The organism is Mesorhizobium sp. WSM1497 (genome assembly GCF_001672455.2).
Lineage (GTDB): Bacteria > Pseudomonadota > Alphaproteobacteria > Rhizobiales > Rhizobiaceae > Mesorhizobium > Mesorhizobium ciceri.
In genome coordinates, this window is the sequence record NZ_CP021070.1 from 2,747,080 (window position 1) to 2,760,781 (window position 13,702).

Sequence of the window (13,702 nt, forward strand, 5' to 3'; positions counted from 1 at the left end):
CCGGACTCAAGCATGTTGGCATCTTTCGAGGTAAGGCATTGAATCCAATGGGCTCTCGCAGAGCCTTGACGGTAAAACGAATGACGGTAAAATTAGGCGTTTCACAATCCTAGATGCGCCCGTCCGTCTCCTCCTATGCTCACAGATATCGCACTTAAGAAGCTGAAACCAAAAGATAAAATATACAAAGTCACTGATCGTGACGGTATGTACGCGACCGTGGCTCCCACAGGGCAGATATCATTCCGATACGACTACCGAGTAAATGGTCGGCGAGAGACAGTGACGCTTGGCCGCTATGGGGAGGGAGGCATCTCGCTTGCAGAGGCGCGTGACCGCTGTCTTGCCGCACGAAAAATGGTTGCAGCCGGAAAATCGCCAGCCCAGGAAAAGCAGCGTGACAAGCGGCGCCTGTCTGGGACGGCCACGTTCGGCGATGCTGGCAGAAGATGGTTTAAAGAGGCGAAGATGGCGGACAGCACGCGCTCGATGCGCAAAGCCGTCTTTGATCGCGACATCTTGCCGATTTGGGACAAAAGGGTCCTCGCAGAAATAACATCGGACGATTTGCGGGCGCTGTGCGCAAAGGTGAGGGACCGTGGCGCACCGGCAACGGCCATTCATGTCCGGGATATCGTTAAGCAGGTCTATGGTTATGCCATTCTGCACGGCGAGAAGATCGCCAATCCGGCGGACGAGGTAGGGCCAGCTTCCATAGCCACCTTCGAGGCGAAAGACCGGGCGTTGTCACCCGCAGAAATTCGACTCATGCTGAAAGAGTTGGAAAATGTGCCGACGTTGTCGACCATTCGGCTGGGCGTAAAGCTGATCCTGCTCACGATGGTTCGGAAAAGTGAGCTTCTGGACGCGACGTGGGATGAGGTTGACTTCGAGAACGCGCTATGGAGCATTCCCAAAGAGCGAATGAAACGGAAGAAGCCACATAACGTCTACCTGTCCCGCCAATCCCTCGACATCATGATTGCGCTTAAGACTTGCGCCGCGAACTCTCGATACGTGCTTCCATCTCGCTACGACGCCGACGAACCCATGTCGCGCGCGACCTTCAATCGGATTACGATGGCGATTGTGGAACGCGCAAAACAACAAAATCTGCCGCTAGCTCCCTTTACCGTGCACGATCTACGGCGGACCGGGTCCACGCTCCTAAACGAGATCGGATTCAATCGCGATTGGATCGAAAAATGCCTTGCCCACGAAGACAGTCGCTCCTCCCGGGGCGTCTATAACAAGGCTGAATACGAACCGCAGCGGCGCCACATGCTGCAGGAATGGGCCGACATGATTGAAGCGTGGGCGGCTGGCAATAAACACGCACCCACACTGCAGCCGATTTCCGGGGCAGCCGTCATCCTCGATCCGATTTGACGGGCCTTCTCTTCCGTGACCGCACGTCTGGTCCTGGGGCCAGTTCGATTGAACCGGCAGAGGACGCGTTCCGCCGTTCCTGAATCCAGGCTTCGACTTCTCCCAGGTCCCAAACGACGCAGCGGGGGGTCAGATTGAACCGTCGTGGGAACTCGCCTCGTTGTTCCATTTCATAAATGGTCGTGTCCGATAGCGGGACGATTTCTCGCAACTGTGATCGGCGAACAGTTCGCACGACCTGTCGCGCCGCAATGTGAGGTAGAACCGGAAGGGAGCGATCCGCTGGCGCGGCCTCTATGCCTTGGCAGCTTTCGTGTTGAGTTTGCTTCTCCCGTTTGACCATTTGCATACCAAGGGCTCCTTCGGGCCAATGATCGCGCATCTGCTTCAATCTGAGTATAGCTCTCAACTACGATCGCATCGTCTCGTTTGACCAACCGGCGAGCTTTGCGATGGTCGAAAAGCCTAGGTCTTGCTCAGGAGCACACCCACTTCGCGAGCCTCAATGACAGTTTATTACGCGCCGATCCGCAAGAATGAACGGCGGCAATGGGGTACCTCCCTACGGCCTGCTGGTAGTTGTCGTCACCGGGCAGCGTCCCGATCGCACGGAAGGGCGCGGGCAAAGACCAGCACCACGGAGGCAGTATTCCTGATGGGGATACTGCAACACCTTTAGATTCCGGTTACCCGTTTTTACCCAGTTCGCCTGGTGCATTCAGAGCGAGGTATTTGGAAATCGCTTATGGTGGCTTTGGGCGAACTCGGGATGGAGGAGTGGACCCAGAAATTGGCAAAATGCCCCAGGGAGGATTACATGGGTCGCTCATTCGCCGTACTCTTTACAGGTGCCCGTCGCTACGCAAACAGCTTGCTTTTGACTTCAGCGTTTTTTGCCGTCTCGGCATCGCTCTCCAATTCGGCCGCTGCCGAAACCATGAACTGGCGCCAATTCGAAGGGACCAGCATAACTTGGGCCTACGACATCCACCCGTATGCCGATGCTCTGGCCGCGCAACTTCCCGAGTTTGAGAAGCTGACCGGCATCAAGGTCACGCCGGAACTGTACCCGGACGACTCCTACTGGAGCAAGATGACGATCCAACTGACGACGAAGTCGCCAGCATGGGATGTGTTCGGCACTGGCATTCAGCCCGCGTGGGACCTCGCTCCGAGTGGCGCTCTGGAGCCGCTGGACAAATACCTCGGCGATCCGAAGCTTACCGATGCTGGATATGACTTCAACGACTTCTTCCCGAGCCTACGCTCGGCGCTTACCTGGAAGCTGGAAGATGGCCAAGTCGCAACGGGGGATGGTGGCCAAATCTGGGCAATCCCGCACGCATTTGAGAACATCCAGCTGTTCTACCGCAAGGATATCTTGGACAAATACAACATCGCGGTTCCGACGACTCCGCCGGAAATGGCAAACGCGTGCGAAGAACTCAAAGCCGCCGATCCTTCCATCACGCCGTTGGGCGTCCGAGGCGTGCGTTTCTGGAGCAGTATCCACACCGCCGCAGTCTCGATCGCCCGCTCTTACGGTGTCCACGATTTCGTCGTCAAGGACGGCAAGCTCGACACGGGACTGGATTCGCCGGAATCGATCGCGTTCCACAAGGATTACGTGGACATGATCAAAAAGTGCGCGGCTCCTTCCTTCGCCAATGATAACTGGTACCAGGTCGTGGACGGCATCTCGTCTGGCCGCACCGCGATGGCGATCGACTCAAACATGTTCGGCTTCTGGAACGATGTTGCGGGAAAGCCGGCATCCGGCAAGATCGCCTTCGCTCCGCCGCTTCGCGCACCGAACGCCACGAGCTTCGATTCCAACATCTGGATCTGGGCTCTCGCCATGAACGCGGCTTCCGAAAAGAAGGGCGCGGCCTGGCTGTTCATGCAGTGGGCCACCTCCAAGCAGGTGGCCCTCAAGGGTGCCGTTGCCGGCCAGCTCGTCAATCCGCCGCGCACGTCGACCTGGCAGGACGAGACCTGGACTAAGTACGCTTCGCAGCCCGAGTTCAACAATTTCGTTGACAGCTTCAAAAAGACACAGGACCACGCCGCGCTGGCTTTCACACCGCGTGTCGGCTTCGGCGAAGCTATGAACGCATGGGCTGTGGCGATGCAGAAGATGGTAAACGGCGATGACGTCGAGACAACGTTGAGGGCGCTTGCCGAAGAAATCCGCGCTGGTCTCTGATCAAAAGGAACAGGGCAGTATTATTGCACTGCCCTGTTCCCGCCAACGACGGAGACCACGCCGTGTCATCCCAAGCACTTAAACCCATCGTGCCGGTGGCAGCCGAAGGACCTGGCGCGTGCGCTTCGTCCGGTTCGGATTCGCTGGAGGGGCGTTCCATCGACTGGTTCAGCCTTGCAATCATTCTTCCTGCCGTCCTTATCCTGTTCGGCTTCCTTCTTCTGTTCTTCTATGGTGTCTACCAATCTCTGACTGACCTTCGCCTGGGCAGGCCGATCGCTAAGTTCGTCGGCTTCGCCAACTTTATAGCGCTCGGCAGGACGGCTGATTTCTGGAACAGTGTTCGCGTCACCGTAACTTACGCGCTCTCGTCGGTCGTGATGGAGGCTCTGCTGGGCCTAGCAGTCGCGAAACTGTTCGCCTCCGGCGTGTTCATGGCCAGGGCTTTGCGTCCGGTCATCCTACTTCCCCTCGTCCTTCCACCCATGAGTGTCGCGTTGATGTGGACGACGATGATGAACCCGCAGAGCGGCATCATGAACTATCTTTTGTCCCTGATCGGGCTGGCGCCTTTCGCCTGGATTTCGGATACCAGGACCGCACTGCTTTCGGTGATAATGATTGATGTCTGGACCTACACCCCATTCTTCGCGCTCATCATCTTCGCAGGGCTCCAGGGCATCACGGACGATATTCGCGAGGCCGCCCGCATCAACGGCGGGAAGGCATGGGCCACATTTGTCAACATCGAGCTGCCGCTGGTCGCGCCCCACATCCTGATCGCCGCGATCTTTCGGCTTATCGAGTCCCTGAACCAGTTTGACATCATCTTCGGAACCACGCAGGGCGGTCCGGGAAACTCGACCTCGGCGCTTTCCGTGCAAGCCTACATCACGGCTTTTCAGAACCTTACATTCGGCCGCGGCGCGGCCTTGATGGTCGTCAACTGGCTCATCGTGTTGATCGGCGCGTTCTTTACCGTGAAACTCTGGCGGGCGGTTCGCCGCCGCGTGCAATAGGAGCCAGACCCATGGATTTCACGCGCTCCCTCACGACCAGGATCGTGCTCAACGCAATGGTTCTGATCTGCGTCGCCGTGCTCGCATTTCCGCTCGTGTGGATCGTCATGATGGCGTTGAAGCAGCAGAGCGACGTCATGGCCTGGCCTCCGAGCTTCGTCTTCACTCCCACAATGGACAATTTCCGCGTCCTGTTCGATGCGGCCCAGGCGGGCGCCACGAGCTATGGAACCATCAAGGTCGACTTCCTCAAACCCGTGATAAACAGCGTCGTCATCGCCCTCGGCGCAGTTGTGGTTTCGCTGATCGCGGGAGTCCCTGCCGGCTATGTATTGGCCAGACGCGACATCCCCTACAAGGAAGACATCGCGTTCTTCATCCTTGGGTTTCGCTTCGCTCCCGTTCTCTTGGTGGTGATCCCGCTCTTTAGCTTGTTTCAGTCCCTGGGCCTTTATGACACCTATATAGGCATGATCTGGGTCTACCAGGTCGTGACGCTGCCGATGATCGTCTGGCTGACACGATCCTATGTCGAGGACATCCCGAAAGACATCGAGGAGGCTGCGGCAATCGACGGCGCGAAACCGTTTCGTGTCGTCCTGCACATAGTCCTTCCGTTGCTGAAGCCCGGCCTCATCGGCGCGTCCCTGCTGGTATTCCTCCTTGCCTGGCACAACTTCGCGCTCGGACTGATGCTGAGTTCAACCAAGGCGCCTGTCACCGTCGCGCTGCTGAAACTCCTCAATCCCGGTATCCAATTCTATCCCGTCATGGCCGCCGGGCTGGTCGTTACCATGATCGTGCCGGTTATCCTGATCGTCATAGGACAGCGCCATCTTGAGCGCGGGCTGACCTTCGGAGCTGTTAAATGAACCCTTGCCCCCTGATCTTCTTTGGCACCACGAATCTCGACTTGTGCTTCAATGTGGAACGGCTACCCACGATAGGTGAAAGCTTGATCGGCTCTCTTGTCCGTCACCCCGGAGGCAAGGGTGCCAATCAAGCCGTGGCCGCGGCGAAGCTTGGCATGCGGCCAAAGTTCTTCACGCGCCTCGGCGATGATGAGGCGGGAGACGTCTTAATGCGCGCCCTGTCAGACGCCGGGGTCCTGACCGAGGCGGTCCAGATCGCGTCGGGCGAGGCCTCGGGGTCAGCGCTCGTCATGGTGGCAGACGACGGTAGCAACATGATCATCATCGATCCTGGCGCAAACGCGAATGTCACCGCGGCCGTGATCGACGAAGTCGCGCATCACATAGAGCCCAGGTCCATCGTGGTCGCCGAAATGGGCCTCCCCGTGAATGCGCTGGAGCGGCTTTTCGCGCTGAAGCCCAGGCTCGGCTTTCGCCTTATCTTCAATCCGGCCCCCGTGCGCACCGGGCTCTCTCGCAAGGCCTGGTCCCAGGTCGATTTCGTCACCCCCAACGAGTCAGAGACCTTCGAACTCACAGGAGTGGAAGTCGTCGATCCACAGAGCGCAGCCCGAGCTGCGACGATTCTACTCGAACTGGGGGCCAGGGCAGCCCTCATTACCCTGGGAGAGCGCGGGGCGTTCTATTCGAACGGCGAGGAAAGCTTTCTCCTTCCTTCGTTCCCTGTGGTCGTGGTGGATGCCACGGCGGCAGGCGATGCTTTCAACGGAGGGTTCGCGGCAGCGCTCGCCAGGAATGTGCCTGTCCGCGAAGCGGTCCGCCAGGCCATGGCCGTTGCGGCGCTCTGCGTCACGAGAAGGGGCGCACAGCCGTCAATGCCCACCGCCGCAGCTGTCGACGAGTTCCTGAACCACAGAACATTACTGGAGATACGATGACATCACCAATTTTCACGATGTCCGGCAAGACGGTTCTCGTCACCGGCGCGGGCGGCGGTATCGGTGCCGCCATCGTCAACGCCTTTCTGGCGAGCGGTGCCAATGTCGTGGCGACCGATGCGAGCAGTGAGGCGCTCACCCGGACCTACGGCATGGTTGAAGCCAACGGCCAACCGCTCACGCTCGCCATGGACGTGACGAGCGAACAGGACATCGTCCGCGTCCTCGACATCGTCGCCGAGCGCTTCGGACGACTGGATGTTCTCGTCAACAACGCCGGGATCAAATCGGCGGAGTCGCTTCTTTGCGGCGACAAGGCCAAGATCGACCGCACGATGCTGATTAATTCTGACGCGGTGCTCCTCTGCTCCAAGTCGGTCGTGCAACGATTTCTTCGTGACGGCGGCGGACGCATCGTCAACATCGGATCATCCCTGTCGTCGCAGGGCGCCGTATTCAACTATCAGGCAGGCGGAGCCGACTACTGTTTCTCCAAGGCCGTAGTCCACGATCTCACAAAACTTCTCGCCTATGAATGCGCACCCATGGGCGTCAACGTGAATGCCGTCGCGCCGGGCATAATTGATACGCCCATGCATGGCCGCCCAAAGGAGGAGACCGAAGCAAGGCATGCGGGTCGCATCCCGCTGGGACGGGTCGGATCGCCGGAAGACGTCGCCGGACTGGCGGTGTTCCTGGCGAGCCCCGCGGCCGCCTACATTACCGGTCAGATCGTTCATGTAAACGGCGGGATGTTGATGAATGGCTGATATGGTTTCAACGCTTGCGTGGCCGCGCATAACGGGGATCGTCTCCGACCTCGACGGCGTCGTCTATCGTGGCAAGAATGCGATCGAAGATGCTGTCGAGGCATTCAAGGCCTGGCAGGCCGAGCGGATCCCATTCTGCTTCGTCACCAACAACTCGACCCACACGGCCGGCGACGTCGTCTCGAAGCTGCGCGGCTTTGGCCTGGAGGCGGGGGAGGAGAACGTCGTCACATCCGCAGTCACCGCCGCGAAGATGATCCGGCAAACCTATCCCGCGGGGACGCGGACCTATGTCATCGGAGCGCCTTCGCTGAAGAAGGCCATCACCGATGCGGAGCTCGAGATCACCGACAAGCAACCGTGCGTCGTGGTCATGGGGCTCGACCGGGAAATCACGTACGAGAAGCTCACGATCGCAGTCGACGCGATCCTCAAAGGCGCGGTGCTGATTGGAACCAATCCGGACCTCCTGCTGCCCACCCAGACCGGTTTCGAGCCCGGGGCAGGTGCCTGTCTGACCGCAGTCTCGGCTGCCGCACGTGTGAAGCCCATCATCGTGGGAAAGCCGGAAGTGCACATGATCGAAGCTGCACTATCGCAGCTCGGCACAGATCGAGCCTCGACGCTGATGATCGGCGACCAGATACCAACCGACATACAGGCCGGGAAACGCGCCGGGCTATGCTCAGTCCTGGTGACCACGGGCGTTCCGCCGATCGACGATCCGTCGCTGCTGGCGCCGGATTTTACCGTATCGAGCCTGAAACAAATATTTTTGAAGCGCTGATGCGCGCCGGCACCTTGGGAGGAAATCATGGCTGAGGTTCGCCTCGAAGGGATCAGGAAGGCCTATGGCAACCTTGAGATCCTGCGCGATATCGACCTCGACATTCGGCATGGCGAGTTCGTGGTTTTTGTGGGTCCCTCCGGATCCGGCAAGTCGACATTGCTGCGCATGATCGGCGGACTGGAGAAGATCACCGGTGGAACGCTCAGGATCGACGACAAGGTGGTAAACAAGATTGATGCCGCGGACCGCAATCTAGGCATGGTCTTCCAGTCCTATGCGCTCTACCCGCATCTGTCCGTCCGCAACAATCTCGCGTTCCCGCTTAAGATGGCAAAGATGAAGAAGGACGAGATCGCCGACCGCGTCCAAGCCGCCGCCGCACTGCTCCAGATCGAGCACCTTCTCGACCGAAAACCAAGGCAGCTGTCCGGCGGACAACGTCAGCGCGTGGCGATCGGAAGGGCAATCGTCCGAGAGCCCAAGGTGTTCCTGTTCGACGAGCCGCTATCCAATCTGGATACCGAGCTGCGTGTCCAGATGCGAGTGCAGATAGCCAAGCTTCATAAGCAGCTGGGCAACACCATGATTTATGTGACGCATGATCAGGTCGAGGCGATGACCATGGCCGACAAGATCGTGATCCTAAAGGACGGGCGCATAGAACAGGTCGGGTCGCCGCACGATCTCTACCATCGGCCCGCCTCAAAGTTCGTGGCGGGTTTCATAGGGTCGCCAAGAATGAACTTTCTGCCCTGCAAGGAGAAAGGCTCCGACCAGGCAAGGACCGAGATTACCTTGAGCGATAAGATGTCCCGTTGGCTGCCGATACAGACGACATCGTCGAAAGGCGGCCGCGCGCTGACACTCGGCATCCGCCCCGACGATTTCGTGGCGCCAACCGGCATGCCGGGCGAGCTCGTCATCGAGATCGACGTCGACTTCGTTGAACATCTGGGAAGTGCGACATATCTCTATGGGACCGCTCTCGGCGACCATGTCGTCGCCCGATCGCCCAACCACCACTTTCCCGCCGGCAACGCCGGGCGGGTATCGCTCGCCGTCTCCGCTGCCGACTGTCACCTCTTCGACCCCGAAGGGAAGGCACTGACGAGGCTGGAGGCGCCCGGGAGCTGGAATTGAACATTGGATCCGCAAACGTGCTAGGATCGCGGCATTCCAATGGGAAAGCCTGAGATAACGGACTTCAAGCAAATCCTCGGCAACTCGCGTTCATTTATCCTGGGAGCCGCGATCGGCTCCGGCATGACAGCGCGGGCCGCCGAGCGCGCGGGGGCGGACTTCGTGCTAGCGCTCAACGCCGGCCGGTTCCGTGCGATGGGGGGGTCGTCTCCGGCGTCGATCTTTCCCATCCGCAACAGCAACGAATTCGTTGCCGGTTTCGCCCGCTCCGAAATCCTCAGGAGCACAAAACTCCCGGTGTTCTTCGGCGCCTGTACGTTCGACCCTCGGCTCGACCTCGATCGCTTCCTCGACAACATCACCCGATGGGGGTTTGCAGGGATCACGAATTTTCCGTCCGTGATCCATGTGGACGAGGCGCGCAGGTCGATTCTCGAGGGCTGCGGCCTCGGATATGCGCGCGAGGTCGAACTACTCATCAACGCCGCGGCGCGGGGGCTGATGACGATCGCCTACACCCGCACGCAGGCTGAGGCCCGCCGAATGGTCGAAGCGGGCGTGGGCGCGATCTGCATGAATTTTAATCTCAACCCTGCTGAAACTGCCGTGTCGTCGTCGTCCATCGGCCTGGCGGAACTCGCCGCCCGAACGGGAGACATCGCCCGGGCGGCTCACGGTATCAACAGGAATGTCGTCTGTCTGCTCGGAGGCGGCCCGATCACGAAGCCCCAGGAGTTGATGGACGTCTGCCGCGAGACAGGAACGCAGGGGTTCATAGGCGGTTCTTCCCTCGACCGGGTGCCGCTCGAAATGTCGGTGCTGGAGATGACCTCGGGGTTCAAGACCATCAACGTTCTGCGGGAAAAGGTCGATCTTATGGAGCGGCAGCTCCAGCTGAACGGCTACCGCCATGGCGTGATCGCGCAATCGGCGTTGATGAATCAGGCGCTTGACGCGGCAAAGCGTCTTTCGACGGGCACGAACCCGGTTCTGATCGTCGGCGAACCGGGCACGGGGAAGCGTCGCGTCGCGTCCCTGGTGCATGCCTTCGGCGCGAGAAAGCACCGCAAGCCGGTTACCTTCCCCTGCCGCAAGGCGCCCGGCAACCAGAACGAGATGGCGCTCTTCGGCATGGAAGCGGAAAAGGACGCACGGCGCCGGCTGTCGCTGCTGGAGATGTCAACGGAGACCTCCCTGGTCATTCTTCACCTCAACACACTTTCTGAAGACGGCCAGGAGCAGCTTGCCGATTATCTGGAGCGCGGCACCTTCAGCGCCGTAAACGGCGCGGTTGCGACGCGATCGGAAGCAAAGATCATCGCCACCTGCACCGTGCCGGCCGGAGCAAGCCTGGAAGCGCTGCCCCTATCGCCACGATTGAGAAGCGTCTTCGCCGGACTGGAAATTATCCTTCCTCCCATGCGGGACCGTCTGGAAGACCTTCCTGCGCTCATCCATCATTTCACAGTGGAGACCAAGGGCGATGCGGATGCAAAGGCGCTGACGATCGAAAACTCCGCCTTTTTGGCGCTGGCCAGCCATGCCTGGCCAGGCAATGTCAGGGAGCTTCGCCATGTCGTCGAACAGCTGGCCACCTTGCCCTCGAACACGTCGATCACGGCGGAACGGGTCCTTCCGGTCCTTGGAGCCAAACCGGCAACCAAAGCGACCACTACCCTTTCGGAGAGAGAATGGATCATCGACGCCTTGCGCCGGAACAAGCTTCACCGCGGCAAAGCTGCCGCCGCGCTCGGCATTACCCGCAAAACCTTATACAACAAGATCAAGAAGCACCGCATCCTAGAATGACGTCTCAGCCTTGGCGAGCGAGGGCGCCGGCAGCGACCAAACAGGCAGTTCACTACCCGTTTCGCCCAGACGCACAAGCGACGTGATCGGCGCTATCGGACAGGAAAGGGCCGTCGCCGGTAGATAGAGCATGGCTTCCGGCTGTTTCTCGAACAGGTTCCCTGCCGCGGCTGCGTCTCGATTAGTCGATGTCAGAGCTAAGCCCAAGCCATTCTCCGCGAACCATCTCATGCGCTCCAGCTCAATTGAATTCAGATGGTCTTCGGCCCCCGCCTCCGAGCTGGTTTGTATGAGAGAGGCTGGCGGAAGGTTCACCACGCCGCAGAAACCTTTCTCCGTCAGAGCATCCGCGACGTCCTCCCAAAGCGCGAACGGGTCGATCATCAAGATCGCTGCGTAGCAACGAGCGCCTGCAACGGGCTCGATCTCGTTGAGGCCGCGCAGCAACTCGCCATTCCAGTCGCAAACGGGAAGCGTCGCGATTACAAGGGGAAACCCAGCGGGCAAGGCGCGAAGGCTCGGCGCAAACACGTAGGCGTCATCGGCGCTCGGGGCATCGGTCCAGATCGGTCGGTCTACGATTACCCACCTACCCATATTTACCCATCTCTCCTTCGGCAGCCGATTATCCAGCCTGCCCGAAGCGTTTACTAGTCCTGGGCAACAAAGCAAGAGCGGTGCCTTGGAGGGCGAAGACATGGGAGCTCAAGGTTCGACGTCCCCTCCATCCCCTGCAGGAAGGTACGGAACATCGTGATCGCAGAGACAACCGTTGATAACTCCGTGGCCATTGTCGCGACGATGGACACGAAGCAAGTCGAGGCTTCGTTCGTGGCCGACATCGTCAGGGGCGCGGGACGCAGCGTCTTATTCGTCGATGTGGGCACCTCAAAGGACGGAAGGTTCCGGTCCAATGATCCGGCGGTTCTGCTTGCGGGAATCGCGCGCGAGGCCCGCAAGTCGGTGAACGGACTTTTCGAGACCGGCAAGGTCTCCGCCGTGATTGGCATCGGCGGCGGCAAGGGGAGCGGCGTGTTCGGCGAAGTCGTCGCCGACCTGCCATACGGTTTTCCCAAGCTGCTAGTCTCCAGCGCACGCCCGGCCCTGCTTGCCGAACTGGCCGGGAAGCTGGATGTCCTGCTCTATCCCACGCTGGTCGATCTCTTCGGCGTGAACGGGTTCACTTCGCGGGTGCTTGAAAACGCGGCGCGGGCAATCGCCGCCATGCATTACCTTCCCAAAGCGAAATCACGGCGAAAGATCGTAGCCATCACGTCGTTTGGCGTGACGACCCCCGCGGCCAATGCATGCGTCCGGCTTCTTGGGGACAAGAAGATGGAGGCGATCGTTTTTCCGGCGAATGGCGCTGGCGGTCGAAAGATGGAATCGCTGGTCGACGCGGGTGAATTCGATGCCGTAATAGATCTCACCACGACCGAGCTGGCCGACGAGCTCCTGGGCGGCACCGCCAGCGCCGGACCGGATCGGCTGACTGCAGCCGGGCGGTGCGGGATTCCGCAATTGATCGCTCCCGGCGCCGTGGACATGGTAAACTTCGGTGTCCTCTCCTCGGTGCCGCCCGAGTTCGCCGAGCGCAGGCTGTACGCGCACACACCGTATACGACCCTGCTGCGCACGACGCCTGAAGAGACGAACGCGATCGGACGTCTTACGGCGCAAAAGCTGTCGGCGTCGAGAGGACCCGCGCAAGTCCTGTGGCCCTCGAAAGGTGTATCGGATTACGACCGCGAAGGCGGGCCGTTTCACGACCCCGAGGCGAACCGCGCATGGCTCTCAGGCCTGCGCGCCGCGCTTCCCGGGAACATCCCCGTCCGGGAACTCAATTGCCACATCAACGATCCCGAATTCGCAAGTGCCGCGGTCGAATGGGTACTTGACCACATTGATACGGAGACCGCCGATGAGAATGTTTGACCGCAACGAAATCCTGGCCCGGATCGCCGAGCAGTCCGTAAAAGGCGCCGCGATCCTGGCTGCCGGTAGCAGCTGCGGCCTTGTCGCCAAATGTGCCGCGCTTGGCGGTGCGGACATGCTTGTCGTCTACAGCACGGGCCTCTCGCGGCTCATGGGCCTGCCGACCAGCCGGATTGGGGATTCGAACGCGCGGACCATAGAAATGGCCGACGAGATCCGCAATGTCATCTCCGACGTTCCGGTGATTGGTGGCGTTGAAGCGTGGGACCCGGTCCGGCTCGATCTCGACAGGCTTCTCGACAAGTTTTGGGCCGCTGGCTACTCCGGCGTGATCAACTACCCGACGATTTCGACGATGGGCGACAAGTGGCGCGACCGCCGTGGCCGCGTAGGCCTTGGCTTCGCGCGCGAAGTCGAGATGATCGCCACGGCGCGGAAGAAGGACATTTTCTCAATGGCCTATGTCGCCTCAGCGAACGACGCGGCGGACATGGCCAAAGCAGGCGCGGACTGCATCGTTCCTCATGTCGGCGCCACACGTGGCGGACTGGTCGGCCATGACGAGGGTCAGGCGATCGGCGAGGCGATCGAACGGATTAACCGGATCAACAACGCGGCGCGCACTGTCCGCGGCGACGTCATCCTTCTTGCCCATGGCGGCGCGATAGCCGAACCGCAGGACACCGAAGAAGTCTACAGGTCCACCGATTGCATCGGCTTTGTCGGCGCGTCCTCGATCGAGCGCATTCCGATCGAGCGGGCCGTGAAATCGGCTGCCGAAGCCTTCAAGGCCGTCCCCCTGAACCGCAAGAAACCCTAAGCACGACTGCCGAG

General features: G+C 60.0%; 13 protein-coding genes. 11 read left to right on the plus strand and 2 right to left on the minus strand.

From position 1 onward, the window contains the following. Positions 1–135: 135 nt before the first annotated feature. A complete protein-coding gene (locus A9K65_RS13320; protein ID WP_064994668.1) occupies positions 136–1,389 on the plus strand; it encodes a tyrosine-type recombinase/integrase in 1,254 nt (417 codons plus the stop codon). Here the strand turns inward: A9K65_RS13320 and A9K65_RS13325 are convergent. Next, positions 1,370–1,624: an AlpA family phage regulatory protein gene (locus A9K65_RS13325; RefSeq protein ID WP_084016063.1), complete on the minus strand. Its 255-nt coding sequence runs from the start codon at positions 1,622–1,624 to the stop codon at positions 1,370–1,372. The two genes, A9K65_RS13320 and A9K65_RS13325, sit on opposite strands and share 20 nt — an antisense overlap. 510 nt (positions 1,625–2,134) lie before the next feature. Here A9K65_RS13325 and A9K65_RS13330 point away from each other — a divergent pair. The 8 genes from A9K65_RS13330 (at position 2,135) to A9K65_RS13365 (ending at position 10,933) form a co-directional block, all read left to right on the plus strand. Then, the gene (locus A9K65_RS13330; RefSeq protein ID WP_224655862.1) at positions 2,135–3,595 is read left to right on the plus strand and encodes a sugar ABC transporter substrate-binding protein; all 1,461 of its coding nucleotides are present in this window, start codon (positions 2,135–2,137) and stop codon (positions 3,593–3,595) included. A gap of 62 nt (positions 3,596–3,657) precedes the next feature. Further along, a complete protein-coding gene (locus tag A9K65_RS13335) occupies positions 3,658–4,614 on the plus strand; it encodes a sugar ABC transporter permease (protein WP_084016024.1) in 957 nt (318 codons plus the stop codon). An 11-nt stretch (positions 4,615–4,625) separates the two neighbouring features. Then, positions 4,626–5,486, plus strand: a complete 861-nt coding sequence (locus tag A9K65_RS13340) for a carbohydrate ABC transporter permease (protein ID WP_064994671.1) — start codon at positions 4,626–4,628, stop codon at positions 5,484–5,486. Further along, positions 5,483–6,424, plus strand: a complete 942-nt coding sequence (locus A9K65_RS13345) for a ribokinase (protein WP_064994672.1) — start codon at positions 5,483–5,485, stop codon at positions 6,422–6,424. Before A9K65_RS13340 ends, A9K65_RS13345 begins: the two co-directional genes overlap by 4 nt. Then, the gene (locus tag A9K65_RS13350; protein WP_064994673.1) at positions 6,421–7,194 is read left to right on the plus strand and encodes a glucose 1-dehydrogenase; all 774 of its coding nucleotides are present in this window, start codon (positions 6,421–6,423) and stop codon (positions 7,192–7,194) included. Before A9K65_RS13345 ends, A9K65_RS13350 begins: the two co-directional genes overlap by 4 nt. Next, positions 7,187–7,981, plus strand: a complete 795-nt coding sequence (locus A9K65_RS13355; RefSeq protein WP_064994674.1) for an HAD-IIA family hydrolase — start codon at positions 7,187–7,189, stop codon at positions 7,979–7,981. Before A9K65_RS13350 ends, A9K65_RS13355 begins: the two co-directional genes overlap by 8 nt. A 27-nt stretch (positions 7,982–8,008) precedes the next feature. Then, positions 8,009–9,124, plus strand: coding sequence for a sn-glycerol-3-phosphate ABC transporter ATP-binding protein UgpC (gene ugpC / locus A9K65_RS13360; protein ID WP_064994675.1), 1,116 nt, complete (start codon positions 8,009–8,011; stop codon positions 9,122–9,124). Between the two features lie 39 nt (positions 9,125–9,163). Next, positions 9,164–10,933 carry a phosphoenolpyruvate hydrolase family protein gene (locus A9K65_RS13365; protein ID WP_064994676.1) on the plus strand — a complete coding sequence of 590 codons (1,770 nt, stop codon included), beginning with the start codon at positions 9,164–9,166 and terminating at the stop codon, positions 10,931–10,933. Here the strand turns inward: A9K65_RS13365 and A9K65_RS13370 are convergent. After that, a complete protein-coding gene (locus tag A9K65_RS13370; protein ID WP_140692109.1) occupies positions 10,925–11,380 on the minus strand; it encodes a hypothetical protein in 456 nt (151 codons plus the stop codon). The two genes, A9K65_RS13365 and A9K65_RS13370, sit on opposite strands and share 9 nt — an antisense overlap. A 336-nt stretch (positions 11,381–11,716) precedes the next feature. Here A9K65_RS13370 and A9K65_RS13375 point away from each other — a divergent pair, with 336 nt between their 5' ends. Further along, on the plus strand, positions 11,717–12,868 hold the full coding sequence (locus tag A9K65_RS13375) for a Tm-1-like ATP-binding domain-containing protein (RefSeq protein WP_245322047.1): 1,152 nt from the start codon (positions 11,717–11,719) through the stop codon (positions 12,866–12,868). Beyond that, a complete protein-coding gene (locus A9K65_RS13380) occupies positions 12,855–13,688 on the plus strand; it encodes a phosphoenolpyruvate hydrolase family protein (protein WP_064994677.1) in 834 nt (277 codons plus the stop codon). Before A9K65_RS13375 ends, A9K65_RS13380 begins: the two co-directional genes overlap by 14 nt. Positions 13,689–13,702 lie beyond the last annotated feature (14 nt).

Coding starts and splice junctions, on each gene's coding strand:
- A9K65_RS13320 (WP_064994668.1), top strand. CDS start 136: ATGCTCACAGATATCGCACTTAAGAAGCTGAAACCAAAAGATAAAATA.
- A9K65_RS13350 (WP_064994673.1), top strand. CDS start 6,421: ATGACATCACCAATTTTCACGATGTCCGGCAAGACGGTTCTCGTCACC.
- A9K65_RS13330 (WP_224655862.1), top strand. CDS start 2,135: ATGGTGGCTTTGGGCGAACTCGGGATGGAGGAGTGGACCCAGAAATTG.
- A9K65_RS13345 (WP_064994672.1), top strand. CDS start 5,483: ATGAACCCTTGCCCCCTGATCTTCTTTGGCACCACGAATCTCGACTTG.
- A9K65_RS13355 (WP_064994674.1), top strand. CDS start 7,187: ATGGCTGATATGGTTTCAACGCTTGCGTGGCCGCGCATAACGGGGATC.
- ugpC (WP_064994675.1), top strand. CDS start 8,009: ATGGCTGAGGTTCGCCTCGAAGGGATCAGGAAGGCCTATGGCAACCTT.
- A9K65_RS13365 (WP_064994676.1), top strand. CDS start 9,164: ATGGGAAAGCCTGAGATAACGGACTTCAAGCAAATCCTCGGCAACTCG.
- A9K65_RS13340 (WP_064994671.1), top strand. CDS start 4,626: ATGGATTTCACGCGCTCCCTCACGACCAGGATCGTGCTCAACGCAATG.
- A9K65_RS13380 (WP_064994677.1), top strand. CDS start 12,855: ATGAGAATGTTTGACCGCAACGAAATCCTGGCCCGGATCGCCGAGCAG.